The organism is Streptomyces narbonensis, from assembly GCF_014649015.1.
GTDB classification, from domain to species: Bacteria; Actinomycetota; Actinomycetes; order Streptomycetales; family Streptomycetaceae; genus Streptomyces; species Streptomyces narbonensis.
Map to the genome: position 1 here is coordinate 1 of NZ_BMSF01000003.1, position 16,500 is coordinate 16,500.

At 70.4% G+C, this 16,500-nt stretch carries 18 protein-coding genes; 8 read left to right on the forward strand and 10 right to left on the reverse strand.

Annotated features, from left to right (window positions below):
* On the forward strand, positions 1–226 hold a 226-nt coding region (locus IE124_RS34695), incomplete at its 5' end, for a hypothetical protein (RefSeq protein ID WP_229832207.1).
* 125 nt (positions 227–351) lie between these two features.
* Here IE124_RS34695 and IE124_RS06000 read toward each other — a convergent pair.
* Positions 352–1,017 carry a DNA-3-methyladenine glycosylase gene (locus IE124_RS06000; protein WP_189505587.1) on the reverse strand — a complete coding sequence of 222 codons (666 nt, stop codon included), beginning with the start codon at positions 1,015–1,017 and terminating at the stop codon, positions 352–354.
* Between the two features lie 87 nt (positions 1,018–1,104).
* Between IE124_RS06000 and IE124_RS06005 the strand changes: the two genes are divergently transcribed.
* The 3 genes from IE124_RS06005 to IE124_RS06015 all read left to right on the forward strand — a co-directional run bounded on the left by IE124_RS06005 (position 1,105) and on the right by IE124_RS06015 (position 3,154).
* The gene (locus tag IE124_RS06005) at positions 1,105–1,887 is read left to right on the forward strand and encodes a sporulation protein (RefSeq protein ID WP_055644291.1); all 783 of its coding nucleotides are present in this window, start codon (positions 1,105–1,107) and stop codon (positions 1,885–1,887) included.
* A 56-nt stretch (positions 1,888–1,943) separates the two neighbouring features.
* Complete coding sequence (locus IE124_RS06010; RefSeq protein WP_189505589.1) at positions 1,944–2,483, forward strand: YbhB/YbcL family Raf kinase inhibitor-like protein; 540 nt, start codon at positions 1,944–1,946, stop codon at positions 2,481–2,483.
* Between the two features lie 164 nt (positions 2,484–2,647).
* Complete coding sequence (locus IE124_RS06015; RefSeq protein ID WP_055644289.1) at positions 2,648–3,154, forward strand: HNH endonuclease; 507 nt, start codon at positions 2,648–2,650, stop codon at positions 3,152–3,154.
* 106 nt (positions 3,155–3,260) lie between these two features.
* On the opposite strand, the gene IE124_RS06020 is transcribed toward IE124_RS06015, so the two are convergent.
* From IE124_RS06020 to IE124_RS06035, 4 genes are all read right to left on the reverse strand, one after another.
* Positions 3,261–4,034, reverse strand: a complete 774-nt coding sequence (locus IE124_RS06020; protein ID WP_189505591.1) for a sulfite exporter TauE/SafE family protein — start codon at positions 4,032–4,034, stop codon at positions 3,261–3,263.
* Positions 4,035–4,126: 92 nt separating this feature from the next.
* Positions 4,127–5,065 (reverse strand): SPFH domain-containing protein, encoded by a 939-nt coding sequence (locus IE124_RS06025; protein WP_189505593.1) that lies wholly within the window; start codon positions 5,063–5,065, stop codon positions 4,127–4,129.
* A gap of 93 nt (positions 5,066–5,158) precedes the next feature.
* Positions 5,159–5,590, reverse strand: a complete 432-nt coding sequence (locus IE124_RS06030) for an NfeD family protein (RefSeq protein WP_189505595.1) — start codon at positions 5,588–5,590, stop codon at positions 5,159–5,161.
* A gap of 76 nt (positions 5,591–5,666) precedes the next feature.
* Positions 5,667–6,464 (reverse strand): ABC transporter ATP-binding protein, encoded by a 798-nt coding sequence (locus IE124_RS06035; RefSeq protein WP_189505597.1) that lies wholly within the window; start codon positions 6,462–6,464, stop codon positions 5,667–5,669.
* A 135-nt stretch (positions 6,465–6,599) separates the two neighbouring features.
* On the opposite strand from IE124_RS06035, the gene IE124_RS06040 reads away from it, so the two are divergent.
* Positions 6,600–7,403 (forward strand): Rv1486c family protein, encoded by an 804-nt coding sequence (locus tag IE124_RS06040; RefSeq protein WP_189505599.1) that lies wholly within the window; start codon positions 6,600–6,602, stop codon positions 7,401–7,403.
* Positions 7,404–7,529: 126 nt separating this feature from the next.
* On the opposite strand, the gene IE124_RS06045 is transcribed toward IE124_RS06040, so the two are convergent.
* The 3 genes from IE124_RS06045 to IE124_RS06055 all read right to left on the reverse strand — a co-directional run bounded on the left by IE124_RS06045 (position 7,530) and on the right by IE124_RS06055 (position 9,716).
* A complete protein-coding gene (locus tag IE124_RS06045; protein ID WP_189505600.1) occupies positions 7,530–7,772 on the reverse strand; it encodes a chaplin in 243 nt (80 codons plus the stop codon).
* 161 nt (positions 7,773–7,933) lie between these two features.
* Complete coding sequence (locus IE124_RS06050; RefSeq protein ID WP_189505602.1) at positions 7,934–8,578, reverse strand: response regulator; 645 nt, start codon at positions 8,576–8,578, stop codon at positions 7,934–7,936.
* Positions 8,571–9,716 carry a GAF domain-containing sensor histidine kinase gene (locus IE124_RS06055; protein WP_189505604.1) on the reverse strand — a complete coding sequence of 382 codons (1,146 nt, stop codon included), beginning with the start codon at positions 9,714–9,716 and terminating at the stop codon, positions 8,571–8,573. Before IE124_RS06055 ends, IE124_RS06050 begins: the two co-directional genes overlap by 8 nt.
* Before the next feature lie 198 nt (positions 9,717–9,914).
* Here IE124_RS06055 and IE124_RS06060 point away from each other — a divergent pair, with 198 nt between their 5' ends.
* Both IE124_RS06060 and IE124_RS06065 read left to right on the forward strand, forming a co-directional pair.
* Entirely contained in the window at positions 9,915–10,610 is a 696-nt protein-coding gene (locus tag IE124_RS06060; RefSeq protein WP_189505606.1) for an SDR family NAD(P)-dependent oxidoreductase, read from the forward strand.
* A gap of 409 nt (positions 10,611–11,019) precedes the next feature.
* Positions 11,020–11,817, forward strand: coding sequence for a transglycosylase SLT domain-containing protein (locus IE124_RS06065; RefSeq protein WP_189505608.1), 798 nt, complete (start codon positions 11,020–11,022; stop codon positions 11,815–11,817).
* Between the two features lie 79 nt (positions 11,818–11,896).
* Here the strand turns inward: IE124_RS06065 and IE124_RS06070 are convergent, their stop codons facing one another.
* Positions 11,897–14,485: an FHA domain-containing protein gene (locus IE124_RS06070; protein WP_189505611.1), complete on the reverse strand. Its 2,589-nt coding sequence runs from the start codon at positions 14,483–14,485 to the stop codon at positions 11,897–11,899.
* Between the two features lie 197 nt (positions 14,486–14,682).
* Between IE124_RS06070 and serB the strand changes: the two genes are divergently transcribed.
* Positions 14,683–15,897, forward strand: a complete 1,215-nt coding sequence (gene serB / locus IE124_RS06075; protein ID WP_189505613.1) for a phosphoserine phosphatase SerB — start codon at positions 14,683–14,685, stop codon at positions 15,895–15,897.
* Positions 15,898–15,981: 84 nt separating this feature from the next.
* On the opposite strand, the gene IE124_RS06080 is transcribed toward serB, so the two are convergent.
* Positions 15,982–16,500: a SixA phosphatase family protein gene (locus IE124_RS06080; RefSeq protein WP_189505615.1), complete on the reverse strand. Its 519-nt coding sequence runs from the start codon at positions 16,498–16,500 to the stop codon at positions 15,982–15,984.

Here is a 16,500-nt window from a genome sequence, read left to right on the forward strand (position 1 = left end):
ATCAACTAATCTGGCGTTGATTTTTGGCACGCTGTTGAGTTCTCAAGGTGCGGACGCTTCCTTTGTACTCACCCTCGCGGGCTTTCCTCCGGACTTTTCCTTCGTTCCGAAGCTTATCAGATGTTTTCCATCCGATTCCCTCGATGCTTTCCGGTCCCTTTTGTTTTCACTCCGGGGGCCTTTCGGCGTGGTCACTACTTTAGCTGATTTCTCTGGCGACTCATAATCGAGCCATTCGAAACGAATTTCGGGATGCCGAAATACGCCCCTGCTGGGGAATCATCGAGAGTAGTGGATGGCCGCTACGGGGTGCTCGAACAAGCAGGCCCGTTTCCTGCGGCTCGGGCTACGTTAGGCGCTCGGGCGGCCAGAGTCAAGGGGGCGATTCCTGGGGGTGTGGGGGCGGTACGGGCTGACCGTCGGGTCGTCCGTGATCCAGAAGCGCCAGGGGTGCGGGGCGCCGTCGCCGCCCACTCCTGTGCGGGGGCCGCTGCTGATGCTGTCGGGCGTGGGTGGGGTGCCGGCGAAGAGGGCCAGAGGGGTATCCGGGGCGGCGGCGCAGAGGTCCGTGCCGTTCAGGGAGAGGGCGACGTCCAGGGCCGTGGCCAGGCGGGCGGGGCCCTTGGCCAGCTCCCTGTCGTGGCGGGCCGAGCGGCGGCGGGGGCGGGCCTGCTCGGCACCCGTCAGGATCTCTCCCGCTCTGAGGAGGACACCGCTCGCCTCGCCCTCGGGGCCGCAGACCAGGTTCAGGCAGTGCCACATGCCGTAGGTGAAGTAGACGTACGCGTGCCCGGGCGGGCCGAACATGACGGCGTTGCGTGCGGTGCGGCCGCGGAAGGCGTGCGAGCCGGGGTCGATCGCGCCGGCGTACGCCTCCACCTCCGTGAGGCGCAGCTCGATCCGTCCGTCCGGTGAGTTGCGGACGAGGGTGCGGCCGAGCAGGTCCGGCGCGACCTCAAGGACGGGGCGGTCGAAGAAGGCCCTCGGGAGGCGCGAACGGGAAGGGGTGTCGCTCATGGCGGCCGAGCGTAGTGGCGGGCGGCGGGGAACCGGCTACGGTCGTCGCGCGTATGTAGAGGTCAGTACCGAGAAGGAGTGGATGTCATGGGATTCAAGAAGCTGCTCGCGAGCCTGGGTGCCGGTGGGGCCACCGTGGAGACCGTGCTCTCCGAGGCGAACGTGGTCCCGGGTGGTGTCGTCCAGGGTGAGGTGCGGATCCAGGGCGGCAGCGTCGACCAGCAGATCGAGGCGCTCTCCGTCGGGCTGCAGGCGCGGGTCGAGGTCGAGGGTGGCGACCAGGAGCACAAGCAGGACATCGAGTTCCTCAAGGTGCGGCTGGGCGGTGCCTTCGAGGTGAAGGCCGGCGCGGTGCACGTGGTGCCGTTCGGTCTGGAGGTGCCGTGGGAGACGCCGGTGACGTCGGTCTCCGGTCAGCAGCTGCACGGCATGAACATCGGTGTGGTCACCGAGCTGGAGATCGCCCGGGCCGTGGACTCCGGTGACCTGGACCCGATCAACGTGCACCCGCTGCCGGCGCAGCAGGCGATCCTGGACGCCTTCATCGGTCTGGGCTTCCGCTTCAAGAGCGCCGACATGGAGCGCGGGCACATCCGGGGGACGCGGCAGAAGCTGCCCTTCTACCAGGAGATCGAGTTCTTCGCGCCGCAGCAGTACCGCGGCCTGAACCAGGTCGAGGTCAGCTTCGTCGCCGACGAGCGCGAGATGGACGTCGTCCTGGAGATGGACAAGAAGCCCGGTCTGTTCGGCGAGGGCAGCGACTCCTTCCGTGCGTTCAAGGTGGGGCTGCACGACTTCCACACGACCGACTGGGCGGCGTACCTGAACCAGTGGCTCGCCGAGGTCGGCGGCCGTCGCAACTGGCTCTAGGCTCGACGGCGACGGGCTGTCGAGGCAGCAGGTACGGGCTTTACGGAGGTTTCCACGTGTCCGAGGGCAAGAGGGCGCCGCTTCCCCATGACTTCCACCCGCCGGTGGCGGAGTTCACGGTGGTGAGCGACGACGTCACGCCGGGCGGGGTCCTGAAGGACGCGCAGGTGTACGCGGCGGGGAACACCTCTCCGCACCTGCGCTGGGAGGGCTTCCCGGAGGGGACGGAGAGCTTCGCCGTCACGTGCTTCGACCCGGACGCCCCGACGGGCAGCGGGTTCTGGCACTGGGTGCTGTTCGACGTCCCGGTGTCGGTGACGGAGCTGCCCGTCGGTGCCGGGTCGGGGTCGTTCGAGGGGCTGCCGGCCGGGGCCGTGCACGTCCGGAACGACTACGGCGCGAAGGAGTTCGGGGGTGCCGCTCCCCCGGCCGGGGATCCCGCGCACCGTTATGTCTTCACGGTGTACGCCGTGGACAGTGCGAAGCTCGGGCCTGACGACGGCGCCTCGCCGGCGGCCATCGGGTTCAATCTGCGGTTCCACACGCTGGGCCGCGCCCAGTTGGTCGCCGAGTACGCGGCTCCCGCGGCGGTCTGATCGTTCGTTTGTTGTTTGCCCGCTTCTGGTCTTGGAGAGATCAGAAGCGGGCATCTTTTGTTGCGCGAGAAATTACGTTGTCCGACCCCGGCCGGCCCGGCCATCGTTGATCCAGGCCCCACGCCCCGCTCCGGGGCGGGGCCGGCACACGGGAGGTGGGCACAATGCGGGACACGCTGGTACTGAACGCGAGCTTCGAGCCGCTTTCGACGGTCACACTCAACCGTGCGGTGGTGCTTGTCCTGCAGGACAAGGCCGTCGTCGAGCAGGCTCATCCCGAGCTGCGGGTTCGCGGTGCCGCCGTCGATCTTCCGGTGCCGCGGGTGATCAGGCTCTGCCGGTACGTACGGGTGCCCTTCCGAAGACACGCCCCGTGGTCGAGGCGGGGGGTGCTGGTCCGGGACCAACACCGGTGCGCGTACTGCGGGAGGAGGGCGACGACCGTCGACCACGTCGTGCCGCGCGCCCAGGGGGGCGGGGACAGCTGGCTGAACACCGTCGCTTCCTGCGCCGAGGACAACCACCGCAAAGCGGACCGGACGCCGGAGCAGGCGGGGATGCCACTGCTGCACGAGCCGTTCGTGCCGTCGCCGGCTGACGCGATGCTGCTCGCGCTGCGGGCCGGTGAGCGGTCGGCGCTGCCGGAGTGGCTCGCGAACTCGGCGGCGTAGAGCGTCTCGTACGGGTCAGCCGTCTCGTACGGTGTCAGCCGTCTCGTACGGCTTGAGCCCGCTTCCCCTGGGGGAGGCGGGCTCTTTCGTGGGCCGGGCGGCTCGTCTACTTCAGTGTCAGTTGGAGGATCGCGACGATGCCGACGGCGATGATCACCCCGCGCAGGACGGCAGGCGGCAGCTTTCGGCCGACCTTGGCGCCGATCTGGCCGCCGATGGTGGAGCCGACGGCGATGAGGAGGACGGCCGTCCAGTCGAACTCGGCGACGAAGAGGAAGAAGACGGCCGCGACTCCGTTGACGAGGGCGCCGAGGATGTTCTTGACGGCGTTGATCCGTTGCAGGGTGTCGTGGAGCAGCAGGCCCATGAGGGAGAGGTAGAGCACTCCCTGGGCGGCGCCGAAGTAACCGCCGTACATGCTGGCGAGGAGGAGGCCGACGAGGAGGACCGGGCCGCCGTCGGGGTGGGCCTCGGTGCCGGTCTGTTCGCGGCGGCGCTTGACCGCTGCGGCGATGCGGGGCTGGAGGAGGACCAGGACGAGCGCGACGCCGATGAGGACCGGGACGATCGCGTCGAAGGCGTCGGACGGCAGGGCGAGCAGCAGGATCGCGCCGATGAGGCCACCGAGGAGGGCCACGCTGCCGAGGCGGATGACGCGGGCCTTCTGGCCCTTCAGTTCGCGGCGGTAGCCGATGGCCCCGCTGATGGAGCCGGGGACGAGGCCCAGGGCGTTGGAGACGTTCGCGGTGATCGGGGGCAGTCCGGTCGCGAGGAGGACCGGGAAGGTGATGAGCGTGCCCGATCCGACGATGGTGTTGATGGTGCCGGCGCCGATACCGGCGGCGAAGACTGCCAGTGCTTCCCAGATGGACAACGCCATCTCCTTACATGATCAGTGAGTCGCCTCCCCGCTCTGAGTTCGTCAGGGTCGAGGGGCTCGCACCGATCATGCACGAATTTTAGGTGTACGTGTCAGTCAACCGGGGGTTCTTCTCGCCTGGCGGCCGGTACGTCCTTGGTGTTGAAGCCGGGGACGCCGCCGCCGATGTTCCCGAAGGCGCCGGAGAGGCCCTTGAGGGCGTCGCCGATCTCACTGGGCACGATCCAGAGCTTGTTGGCGTCGCCCTCGGCGATCTTCGGGAGCATCTGGAGGTACTGGTACGAGAGGAGCTTCTGGTCGGGGTCGCCGGCGTGGATGGCCTCGAAGACCGTGCGGACGGCCTGGGCCTCGCCCTCGGCGCGCAGGGCGGCCGCCTTGGCCTCGCCCTCCGCGCGGAGGATCGCCGACTGCTTCTCGCCCTCGGCGGTGAGGATCTGGGACTGGCGGGTGCCCTCCGCGGTGAGGATCGCGGCGCGCTTGTCGCGCTCGGCGCGCATCTGCTTCTCCATCGAGTCCTGGATGGAGGTCGGCGGCTCGATCGCCTTGAGCTCGACGCGGTTGACGCGGATGCCCCACTTGCCGGTGGCCTCGTCGAGGACGCCGCGGAGCGCGGCGTTGATGTCCTCGCGGGAGGTGAGGGTCCGCTCCAGGTCCATGCCGCCGATGATGTTGCGCAGGGTGGTGACGGTGAGCTGCTCGATCGCCTGGATGTAGCTGGCGACTTCGTAGGTCGCGGCCCGGGCGTCGGTCACCTGGTAGTAGATGACCGTGTCGATGTTGACGACGAGGTTGTCCTGGGTGATCACCGGCTGCGGCGGGAACGGCACGACCTGCTCGCGGAGGTCGATGCGGTTGCGGATCGAGTCGATGAACGGGACGACGATGTTCAGTCCGGCGTTGAGGGTGCGGGTGTAGCGGCCGAAGCGCTCCACGATCGCCGCGCTCGCCTGCGGGATGACCTGGATCGTCTTGATCAGGGCGATGAAGACGAGCACCACCAGAATGATCAGGACGATGATGACTGCTGACATCGTGTTCCCCGTGCCCTTCGCTACCGGTTGACTGCCGGATGGCTTTCGATGATCGAGTTTCCCAGACGTCGCGACGTCATGGGCGAGGTTCGGTCACATCACGACGGCCGTCGCGCCGTCGATCTCCACGACGTCGACCTGGTCGCCCGGTTCGAAGGTCTGTCCGCTGTCGAGCGCGCGGGCGGACCAGATCTCGCCGGCGAGCTTGATGCGGCCTCCGCCGGCGACGTCGACCCGTTCCAGGACGACGGCCTGACGCCCTTTCAGGGCGTCGATGCCGGAGGCGTGTTGCGGCCTGCCGTCGCGATGGCGGGCGGCGATCGGGCGTACCACCGCGATCAGCGCGACCGAGACGACGACGAAGACGAGTACCTGGGGAACGACGCCGAAGCCGAGGGCGGCGGTCACCGCCCCCGCCACCGCTCCGACGGAGAACATGCCGAACTCCGGCATCGCGGTCAGGACCAGCGGAATGCCGAGCCCCACCGCGCCGATCAACCACCAGACCCACGCGTCGATGTCCACGTGGTCATGGTAGGGCGGTGGGGTCCCTCCGGGACAGGGCGCGGGCGGCTGTGCGGGACGCCGGCGCTCCGGTCCGCTACTTCAGGGGCAGGCCCTGGGCGGTCCAGCGGTCGCCGACGCGCTCGACGACGAGCGGGAGGCCGAAGCAGAGCGAGAGGTTACGGGAGGTCAGTTCCATCTCCACCGGGCCGGCGGCGAGGACCTTGCCCTGACGGATCATCAGGACGTGGGTGAAGCCGGGCGCGATCTCCTCGACGTGGTGCGTGACCATGATCATGGAGGGGGCGTACGGGTCGCGGGCGAGGCGGCCGAGGCGGCGGACGAGGTCCTCGCGGCCTCCCAGGTCGAGACCGGCGGCGGGCTCGTCGAGGAGGAGGAGCTCGGGGTCGGTCATCATCGCGCGGGCGATCAGGGTGCGCTTGCGCTCGCCCTCGGAGAGGGTGCCGAACTTGCGGTCCAGGTAGTCGTTCATGCCGAGGCGGTCGAGGAAGGCCTTGGCGCGCTCCTCGTCGACCGGGTCGTAGTCCTCGTGCCAGGTGGCCGTCATGCCGTACGCGGCGGTCAGGACGGTCTGGAGGACGGTCTGGCCCTTGGGCAGCTTCTCCGCCATGGCGATGCCGGCCATGCCGATGCGGGGGCGGAGTTCGAAGACGTCGGTGCCGACGCCGCCGAGCTGCTCGCCGAGGATCGTGGCGGAGCCCTTGGTGGGGAAGAGGTAGCTGGAGGCGATGTTCAGAAGGGTGGTCTTGCCGGCGCCGTTGGGTCCGAGGATCACCCAGCGCTCGCCCTCCTTGACCGACCAGGAGACCTCGTCCACCAGAGCCCGTCCGTCGCGGACCACGGATACGTCCACCAGCTCCAGTACATCGCTCATGAGCGCGTTGTCTCCCCTTGCGGTCGAGTCGTGTCGTCGCCTTGCGCCGATGGGCGCGGCGTCCAGGGGAAAACCTACGTTATCGACGGAGCGGGCCGGTCCCTAGGGCGTCCTTTGAGTCCTTAGTCTGGGGGGATGCTTTCGGAACCACGCTCAGGACGCCTGGCCGCCTGGGGCAATGCCCTGCTGGCCGGGGCGGTGTCGCCGGACGACGCGGCGCTGGCCATTGTCGGGGAGGACGCGGTGCACCGCGTGGAGGGGCTGCCGGGTGAGGCGGCGCCGGTGGGGCTGACGCTGGCGCTGGGCCGGCTGCGTCGGCTCGGGGTGACCGGTTGGCGGGTGGCGCTGCCCGCGCCGGGGCATCCGCTGGGGTTGAGCGGGCCGCCGGATTTCAACGCGCGTGCTTTGGAGGCCGCGGAGGCCGTGGTCGGCTTCGGCGCGCCGTACGGTCTCGTGCCGGAGGTCTCGGAGGCGGGGCCGGCCGGCGACGTGCACGTGGAGGTCGTCTGGCGCTGCCTCTCCGTGCGGGAGGCTCCGCCCGCGGACGTGCCGTCGCTCGGTGAGGCGGAGCGGGAGCTCGCAGAGGCGCTGCGGGACGCGACGGCGGTGCTGACGCGGCTGGACGTCGCCGCCTCGGGTCCGGCGGCCGACGCGGCACGCGAGGCGTACCGGGCGCGGGCGGAGGTGGGGCGGGAGGTGCTCGCTCCCGGCTATCCGCCGCGGGCCGTGCGGGTCCTTGAGCTGGCCCAGCGGATCGGGCTCCTGGTGGACCTGGCGTACGGCCGCGGTCACGGGGGTGCGGTCAGCGCCTCCGAGATGGCGGCGCGGGGCGAGGCGCTGCGGCCGGTGGAGCGGGTGGCCCGGCGGGCGCAGGTCGCCGCGTACAACGCGTATGTGGAGGAGCGGGAACGGGAGCGCGAGCGGGAGCGGGGGTTCTGAGCCGACGGCCCGGGGCCGAAGCCCGGGAGGCACGTCAGGGCCGAGTGGTGCGAGGGGCACGGCCGGGAAAGGAAAAGGGGCCGGCCCCCGGGGGATCGTCCGGGGGCCGGTCGTTCTGGGGGTGGCTCAGCCGTTGAGGGCGTGGTTGCCGAAGGCCGGGTTGAGCAGGCCGATCACGTTGACCGTGTTGCCGGAGACGTTCACGGGGACGTGGACCGGGACCTGCACCAGGTTGCCGGACGCGACGCCCGGCGAGTTGAGGGCCTTGCCTTCGGCCTCGGCGCCGTGGGCGGAGGCGACACCCGCGCCGGCGGCGATGATGCCACCGGCGACCATGGTGACGGCAGCGGCCTTCTTGAGGTTCTTCACTTGGTACATCCTCCTGGTCATCGCTGCGACCGGTCCGCCGCAGCACGTCATGGAGAACGCCGCCGCCCCTGCCGGGTTGCGCCGAACGGGGGATATACACCCGACGGTATGAAGGACTGAACGGTCGTGCGCCCGGCGCGCGAGGGGGGCGCGCCGGCGCGTCAGTCGGTGAGGCCGTGGCGGACGGCCCAGAGAGCGGCCTGGGTGCGGTCCGCCAGGTCGAGTTTCATCAGGATGTTCGAGACGTGCGTCTTGACCGTCTTCTCGGAGAGGACGAGCGCGCGGGCGATCTCGCGGTTGGACCGGCCGTCCGCGATCAGGCCGAGGACCTCGCGCTCGCGCTCCGTGAGGGTCGTGCCCCGCCCCGTACCGCTCGGGGAGTCATCCTGGCTGAGGAGCGCTTCGGCGACCTCCGGCTGGAGCAGGACGTGTCCCGCGTGGACGGAGCGGATGGCGCCGGCCAGGGCGTCGGGGTCGATGTCCTTGTAGACGTATCCGGAGGCTCCGGCGCGCAGCGCGGGGACGACCGTGCGCTGCTCGGTGAAGCTGGTGACGATGAGGACCCTGACCGGGTTGCCGAGCTCGCGGAGCCGCTTCAGCGCCTCGATGCCGTCGGTGCCGGGCATCTTCACGTCCATGAGGACCACGTCGGGGCGGAGCTCCTCGGCGCGGGCGACGCCTTCGGCGCCGTCGGAGGCCTCCCCCACCACCTCTATGTCGTCCTGCACCTCGAGGAAGGTGCGCAGGCCTCTGCGGACGACCTGGTGGTCGTCGACCAGCAGGACACGGATCGGCTTGTCAGCCACCGGGAACCTCCATCTCGATCGTGGTGCCCTTGCCGGGGGCCGAGGTCACGGTGAGTCCGCCGCCGACGCCGCCCGCCCTGTCCCGCATGGAGACCAGGCCGAGGTGGCGGCCCGCGCTGCGGACCGTGCGCGGGTCGAAGCCCTTGCCGTCGTCGGTGACGGTGAGCCGCGCGCCCGGGCCGTTGCGGGCGAGCGTGACGGTGACGAGCTCGGCCTCGGCGTGGCGCAGGGCGTTGTGCAGGGCTTCCTGGGCGACGCGGAGCACCGCCTCCTCCTGGGCGGCGGGCAGGGCGCGGATCCCCGGGCTCGCGAAGGTGACCCGGGCCGTGTGTGCCCGGTCCATGACCTGGATCTGGGTGCGGAGGGTGTGGACGAGGCCGTCCTCGTCGAGCGCGGCGGGGCGCAGCTCGACGACCGCCGCTCGCAGCTCGTCGGCCGCCTCGGCGGCGAGGGCGGCGACCTGCTGGAGCTCGCCCTTGGCCCGGACCGGGTCGCGGTCTACGAGGGCCGCCGCAGCCTGGGCCGTGAGCCGGAGCGAGAAGAGCTTCTGGCTCACGGCGTCGTGGAGCTCGTGGGCGAGGCGGGAGCGCTCCTCCGCGATGGTGAGCTCGCGGCTGCGCTCGTACAGCCGGGCGTTGGTGAGGGCGATGGCCGCGTGCTGGGCGAGGATCGAGAGCAGTTCCTCGTCCTCCGCCGTGAATCCGCAGCTTCCCGTCTCCTTCGGGCAGCGCTTGTTGGCGAGGAAGAGGGCGCCCAGGATCTCGTCGCCGTCCCTGACGGGGAGGCCGAGGAAGTCGGACATCTCGGGGTGGGCTGCGGGCCAGCCCTCGAAGCGGGGGTCCTCCCGGACGTCGGCGAGGCGCTCGGGCTCGGCCTTGTGGAGCATCGCCGCGAGGATGCCGTGCTGCCTCGGCAGCGGGCCGATCGCCTTCCACTGCTCGTCGCTGACGCCGTCGACCACGAACTGGGCGAAGCCGCCGTGGTCGTCCGGAACGCCCAGCGCCGCGTATTCGGCGTCGAGGAGCTCGCGGGCGGAGGCCACGATCGTCTTGAGGACGTCACGCACCTCCAGATGGCGGCTCATCGCGAGGAGGGCGGTGCTCACGGCGGCGAGGCCGGAGCTCGGTCGATGGCTCATGTGTTCACCGTACCGGCGGGGTGTGACCGTGCGTATCCGCCCGAGGACGCGTGGGAGGGGGACCCGGGACCTAGGACCGACGTCCTCGGCGGGCCGGGCCCGTGGCCGAGGCGGTGGGGCCCGGTCCTGCTGGAGGGTGAGGTCAGGCGGCGTCCCGCGGATCGTGCGGGGCACCACGCATACATAGGGGGACGGGTCATGGCTGTCGCGATCGTCACGGGGGCGTCGAAGGGGCTCGGCAGGTCGCTCGCCCACGCGCTCGCCGGACGGGGCTGGGACCTCGTCCTGAACGCCCGGACCGCGCCGGCGCTGGAGGAGAGCGCGGCCGCCCTCCGCGCGGCGCACGGCACGCGGGTGGTCGGGCTGCCCGGCGATGTCGGGGACGCCGCGCACCGGCGGGCGCTGGTGGCCGCGGCCCGGGGGCTCGGTGGGCTCGATCTGCTGGTGAACAACGCGGCCGTGCTGGGTGCCGCTCCGCTGCCGCGCCTGGAGCATCAGCCGCTGGACGGTCTGCGGGCCGCCCTGGAGACGAACGTCGTCGCGGTGCTCGGTCTGGTGCAGGAGAGCCTGCCGCTGCTGCGGGCGGGCGACGCGGGGGCGGTGATCATGCTCAGTTCGGAGGCGGCCGTCGAGTCGTACGCGACGTGGGGCGGGTACGGGGCGTCGAAGGCCGCCGTCGACCTGCTGGCGGGCGTGCTCGCCGTCGAGGAGCCCGGGCTGCGGGTGTGGGCGGTCGACCCGGGTGACATGGAGACGGACATGTACGCGGCCGCGGAGCCCGCGGGGACCGGGACGCGGCCCTCTCCGGACTCCGTCGTGCCGGGCTTCCTCCGGCTGCTCGACCGGCGGCCGGCCAGCGGGCGGTACGTGGCACCGGTACTGGCGAGGGAGTGAGAGGGGTGGGGCGCCTCCGGTCGTAGGCCGGCGGCGCCCTTCTCCTCCTTGCGACGGACCCTCGGAAGGCCTTCGGGAGGCCTAGGGAGGAGCCGCCTCACCGTCTGCATTGCTCCCGCAACGCGGGGTGAGGTTGTTACGTGCCCGATGTGAGCCCGCGCATAGGACCCACATCACTTACGAAGGCCCCTAGTGGACGCCGGGAGGCCCGATAGACGTGGAGGAATCTGGCCACACAGGGCATTCCGTGGCCGGTGCACGGGCCCCTGATCCACTACCCGGGATCGTACGTCACACCTTTGCCACACGTTTTTGCTGCCGCTAAGAATTGCCCCCGTCGCCGCCGATGAAGGCGCAGCGCCGCCCCGGCCGAGCGACGACCCCCAGCGATTCGAAGAGGTAGTCCGTTATGTCTGCGAACACCCCTGGCCACATTCGTGGTCTGAAGAAGACCCACAAGGCCACGATCGCCGGCGTCGCCGCTCTGGGCGCGGCCGCGCTCACCCTCTCCCTGGTGCCGGGCAACGGTGGCTCCACCGAGACCGAGCCCCAGGCCCTCTCCGGCACCCAGCAGGTCGCCTGGTCGTACAACGCCGCCAGCCCGCAGGCGAAGGCGCTGGCCGCCAGCGTCACCGAGCAGCAGACCACCATCGGTCTGAAGGCGAAGCAGGAGGCCGCCGCGAAGGCGAAGGCCGACGCCGCCGCCAAGGCCAAGGCCGCTGCCAAGGCGAAGGCCGACGCGCAGGCCGACGCGCAGGCCGCCGCCAAGGCCAAGGCCGCCGCGAAGGCCAAGGCCGACGCCGCCGCCAAGGCCAAGGCGGACGCGAAGAAGCGCGCCGCGGCGAAGACGGCCGCGAGCCGTTCCGTCGCCCGCACGCCGGTCTTCGCGAACAACCTCGACGGCTGGATCCGCGAGGCGCTGTTCATCATGGACAAGCACAACATCCCGGGCACGTACAACGGCCTGCACAAGAACATCATGCGCGAGTCCAGCGGCAACCCGCGGGCCATCAACAACTGGGACATCAACGCCATCAACGGCGTCCCGTCGAAGGGCCTGCTGCAGGTCATCTACCCGACCTTCAAGGCGTACCACATCCCGGGCACCAAGTTCGACCAGTACGACCCGGTCGCCAACCTCGTCGCCGCCGCCAACTACGCGGCCGACCGCTACGGCTCGATCGACAACGTCAACAGCGCGTACTGATCCGCTGTCGCACCTCCTGTACGCCGAAGGGCGGCACCCCCTGCGCGGGGTGCCGCCCTTCGGCGTACTGCCTCGGTGCTTACTTGCGCATGACCTCGGGCTCGTGGCGGCGCAGCAGCCGCGCCACGACGACGCAGCAGACGACCGCCATCAGGAGCTGGATGCCGAGGTCCAGGCTCCACTGGCCGACCGTGTGCTCCCACAGGGGGTCGGTGTCGGTGGGGTTCTTGTGATCCCACGGCGGCATCAGGCGAGCCAGGTCGAGGGTGGTGCCGGCGCCGGCGATGCCCCAGCGGGAGGGCATCAGCCAGGCGAACTGCTCCAGGCCGGGCGAGCCGTACACCTGGAAGAGGATGCCGGTGAAGACGACCTGGATGATCGCGAACATGACGAGGAGCGGCATGGTCTTCTCGGCGGTCTTCACGAGCGCGGAGATGACCAGGCCGAACATCATCGAGGTGAGGCCGAGGGCGATCACCTGGATGCAGAGCTCGACGGCCGGGGGCATGAAGAGGCCCTCGGCCGGCAGTGCGCGGGTGGAGAAGCCGATGCCGCAGATGATGACGCCCTGGAAGGCCGTGATGAGGCCGAGGACGATCACCTTGGACATCAGGTACGCCGAGCGGGAGAGGCCGGTGGCGCGCTCCCTCTCGTAGATGACCCGCTCCTTGATCAGTTCACGGACCGAGTTGGCGGCGCCGCTGAAGCACATGCCGACCGCGAGGATCAGCATGATCGTGCCCGCGTCGCCATTGAAGCGGGACGGCGGCGTCGGCGAGCCGAGGCCGAAGTCCGCCGGGATGACGACCGAGACCGCGCCGAGGACGGCCGGCAGGATCACCATCAGGCCCAGGAAGCCCTTGTCGGAGGCGATCACCGAGACGTAGCGGCGGATCAGCGTCCACAGCTGGGAGCCCCAGCCCTGCGGCTTCGGCGGGCGGGCCATCGCCTGCTGCGGCATCTGGACGGGCTGCGCCGCGACGGCGTCGATGTCCGCGGCGTACATCTGGTAGTGCTGCGAGCCCTTCCAGCGGCCCGCCCAGTCGTAGTCGCGGTAGTTCTCGAAGGCGGAGAAGACGTCGGCCCAGGTGGAGTAGCCGAAGAAGTTCAGCGCCTCCTCCGGCGGGCCGAAGTACGCCACGGAGCCGCCGGGTGCCATGACGAGCAGCTTGTCGCAGAGGCCGAGCTCGGCCACCGAGTGGGTGACGACGAGGACCGTGCGGCCGTCGTCGGCGAGGCCGCGCAGCAGCTGCATGACATCGCGGTCCATGCCCGGGTCGAGGCCGGAGGTCGGCTCGTCCAGGAAGATCAGCGACGGCTTGGTGAGGAGCTCCAGGGCGACGGAGACACGCTTGCGCTGGCCACCGGAGAGGGAGGTGACCTTCTTCTCCTTGTGGATGTCGAGCTTGAGCTCGCGCAGGACCTCGTCGATACGGGCCTCGCGCTCGGCCGCGGCGGTGTCGCCGGGGAAGCGGAGCTTGGCCGCGTAGCGGAGCGCCTTCACGACGGTCAGCTCCTTGTGCAGGATGTCGTCCTGCGGGACCAGACCGATGCGCTGGCGCAGCTCGGCGAACTGCTTGTAGAGGCTTCGGTTGTCGTAGAGGACGTCGCCCTCGTTGGCCGGGCGGTAGCCGGTCAGCGCCTTGAGCAGCGTGGACTTACCGGAGCCGGACGGGCCGATGACACCGATGAGCGACTTCTCGGGGACGCCGAAGGTGACGTCCTGGAGGATCTTCTTGCCGCCGTCGACCGTGACCGTGAGGTGGCGGGCCGAGAAGGAGACGGAGCCGGTGTCGACGAACTCCTCGAGCTGGCCGCCGACGATGCGAAACGTCGAGTGGCCGACGCCGACGATGTCCTGCGGGCCGAGGACGGCCGAGCCGCCCTTCGGGATCGGCTGGCCGTTGACGTACGTGCCGTTGTGCGAGCCGAGGTCGCGGATCTCGAAGCGGCCGTCGGGCGTCGCGTGGAAGTCGGCGTGGTGCCGCGAGACCTGGAGGTCGGAGACGACCAGCTCGTTCTCGAGGGCACGGCCGATGCGCATGACGTGGCCGAGGTTGAGCGCGTGGAACGTGGTGGGGCTGCGGTCGGCATAGGCCGACGACGCCCCCGCGGGTCCGCCGCCGGGAACCTTCTGCGCGAGCTGCTCGACGGGGCCGCCCTGCCCCGGGTGCCCGGCCGGGCCCTGCTGGTGCGGGACCTGCTGGTGCGGGACCTGCTGGTACGCGGGGGCGTGTCCGCCCTGTGCGCCCTGCTGCGGCCAGCCCTGCTGCTGCGGGGGTGCCTGGTGCGTGGCCCAGTCGGCCTGCGCCGCGGCGGCGGGCTGATGGGCCGGGGCCTGCTGCTGCGATACGGCGGCCGCGCCGGAGGCGGCGAGATTCAGCCGGGGGCCGTCGGTCGCGTTGCCGAGGTTGACGGCCGATCCGGGACCGATTTCCATCTGGTGGATCCGCTGCCCCTGGACGAACGTGCCGTTCGTGGAGCCGTGGTCCTCGATGACCCAACTCCGGCCGCCCCAGCTGATGGTGGCGTGGCGCCACGAGACCCTGGCGTCGTCGATGACCAGGTCACCCTGGGGATCGCGGCCGAGGGTGTACGACCTGGACGGATCGAGCGTCCAGGTCCTTCCATTCAATTCCAGTACGAGTTCTGGCACTCCGAGCCCCACTACTTGTCCCCCGATGTACCCCCGCGTTCGGGAGTCCAGGGATGGCGAATCATCCTGGGGAACTATTTCAGGCCCGGTCCCGTCTCGGAAAGTCGGGCCGTGTGAAGACCTTCGAGGCAAGCCGAGGACCACTCGGGTGTCCGCTGGGCGGGACGGGGGGTCAGGTGGCACGCGGTGCCCGATACGGTGGAACCACCATGAGCGCATCGCAGACCTCAGACGTTCCCACCCTTCTCGTCAAGATCTTCGGCAAGGACCGTCCCGGGATCACCGCCGGACTCTTCGACACCCTCGCCGCCTACTCCGTCGACGTCGTGGACATCGAGCAGGTCGTCTCCCGCGGCCGGCTCGTCCTGTGCGCGCTCGTCACCGAGCCGACCGTCGCCTCACAGGGCGAGCTGCGGGCGACCGTCCACAGCTGGGCCGAGTCCCTGAAGCTCCAGGCCGAGATCATCTCCGGTACGGGTGACAACCGGCCGCGCGGTGAGGGGCGCTCGCACGTCACCGTGCTCGGCAACCCGCTCACCGCGGAGCAGACGGCGGCCATAGCGGCCAGGATCGCGGAATCGGGCGGCAACATCGACCGTATCTTCCGCCTCGCGAAGTATCCGGTGACGGCCGTGGAGTTCGCCGTCTCGGGCTGCGAGACCGAGCCGCTGCGGACCGCCCTGGCGACCGAGGCCCACACCATCGGGGTCGACGTGGCCGTGGTCTCCGCCGGGCTGCACCGGCGGGCCCAGCGGCTCGTCGTCATGGACGTCGACTCGACCCTGATCCAGGACGAGGTCATCGAGCTCTTCGCGGCGCACGCCGGCTGCGAGGACAAGGTCGCCGAGGTGACGGCGGCCGCGATGCGCGGCGAGCTGGACTTCGAGCAGTCCCTGCACGCGCGGGTGGAGCTGCTCGCCGGGCTCGACGCCTCGGTGGTCGACAAGGTCCGCGCGGAGGTGCGGCTGACGCCGGGGGCCCGGACCCTGATCCGTACGCTCAAGCGGCTCGGTTACCAGGTGGGTGTGGTCTCCGGCGGGTTCACGCAGGTCACCGACGATCTGAAGGAGCGGCTCGGGCTCGACTTCGCCTCGGCCAACACGCTGGAGATCGTGGACGGCAAGCTCACGGGTCGGGTGACCGGCGAGATCGTGGACCGTGCGGGCAAGGCGCGGCTGCTGCGCCGGTTCGCCACGGAGGCGGGTGTGCCGCTGGCGCAGACCGTGGCCATCGGCGACGGGGCCAACGACCTGGACATGCTGAACGCGGCGGGCCTCGGGGTGGCGTTCAACGCCAAGCCGGTGGTGCGCAAGGCCGCGGACACGGCGGTGAACGTGCCCTTCCTGGACACCGTGCTCTATCTGCTGGGGATCACGCGCGAGGAGGTCGAGGTCGCCGACGGCGGCGAGGACCTGCTGCACTGAGCCATCGGTTCGCCCGTACGCGAAGGGGCCCGGTCGTCGTCCGACGGCAGGGCCCCTTCGCGTACGGAGCGGGAGTGCGGCGCGTCAGTCGTGCGGGGCCCAGAAGTGCACGAGCCGGGCGACATGGTGCTCGACCGACTTCCAGGAGCCGTCGAAGGCGAGTACGGCGAACGCGGAGGTGGGGAAGCCGCTGCGGTTCATACGGGACTGGGCATCGCCCTCCGCGTCGCCGGCGAGGGCGTCGGCGAGGCCGTGCATCCCGGGGTTGTGGCCGATGACGAGGAGGTCGTCGACGTCTTCCGGGGTCTCGTTGAGCAGGGCGATGAGCTCGCCGATCGAGGCCTCGTACAGTCGCTCCTCGTACACGGTCTTGGGGCGCTGCGGCAGTTCGTGCACGGCCAGCTTCCAGGTCTCCCTGGTTCTGAGGGCGGTCGAGCAGAGGGCCAGGTCGAAGCCGATGCCGGTCTCGGCGAGCTTGCGGCCCGCGACGGGGGCGTCCGTGCGGCCTCGCTCGGCGAGGGGACGCTCGTGGTCGGACTCCTGGTTCCAGTCGGCCTTGGCGTGGCGGAGCAGCACGATCCTGCGGGGTGTATCGACGCTCAT

Bases quoted from the DNA above. Each gene is read 5' to 3' on its own strand.
- IE124_RS06000 (WP_189505587.1), bottom strand. From the start codon at position 1,017: ATGAGCGACACCCCTTCCCGTTCGCGCCTCCCGAGGGCCTTCTTCGAC.
- IE124_RS06005 (WP_055644291.1), top strand. From the start codon at position 1,105: ATGGGATTCAAGAAGCTGCTCGCGAGCCTGGGTGCCGGTGGGGCCACC.
- IE124_RS06015 (WP_055644289.1), top strand. From the start codon at position 2,648: ATGCGGGACACGCTGGTACTGAACGCGAGCTTCGAGCCGCTTTCGACG.
- IE124_RS06020 (WP_189505591.1), bottom strand. From the start codon at position 4,034: ATGGCGTTGTCCATCTGGGAAGCACTGGCAGTCTTCGCCGCCGGTATC.
- IE124_RS06025 (WP_189505593.1), bottom strand. From the start codon at position 5,065: ATGTCAGCAGTCATCATCGTCCTGATCATTCTGGTGGTGCTCGTCTTC.
- IE124_RS06035 (WP_189505597.1), bottom strand. From the start codon at position 6,464: ATGAGCGATGTACTGGAGCTGGTGGACGTATCCGTGGTCCGCGACGGA.
- IE124_RS06040 (WP_189505599.1), top strand. From the start codon at position 6,600: ATGCTTTCGGAACCACGCTCAGGACGCCTGGCCGCCTGGGGCAATGCC.
- IE124_RS06055 (WP_189505604.1), bottom strand. From the start codon at position 9,716: ATGAGCCATCGACCGAGCTCCGGCCTCGCCGCCGTGAGCACCGCCCTC.
- IE124_RS06060 (WP_189505606.1), top strand. From the start codon at position 9,915: ATGGCTGTCGCGATCGTCACGGGGGCGTCGAAGGGGCTCGGCAGGTCG.
- IE124_RS06065 (WP_189505608.1), top strand. From the start codon at position 11,020: ATGTCTGCGAACACCCCTGGCCACATTCGTGGTCTGAAGAAGACCCAC.
- serB (WP_189505613.1), top strand. From the start codon at position 14,683: ATGAGCGCATCGCAGACCTCAGACGTTCCCACCCTTCTCGTCAAGATC.
- IE124_RS06080 (WP_189505615.1), bottom strand. From the start codon at position 16,500: ATGAGCGTCGATACACCCCGCAGGATCGTGCTGCTCCGCCACGCCAAG.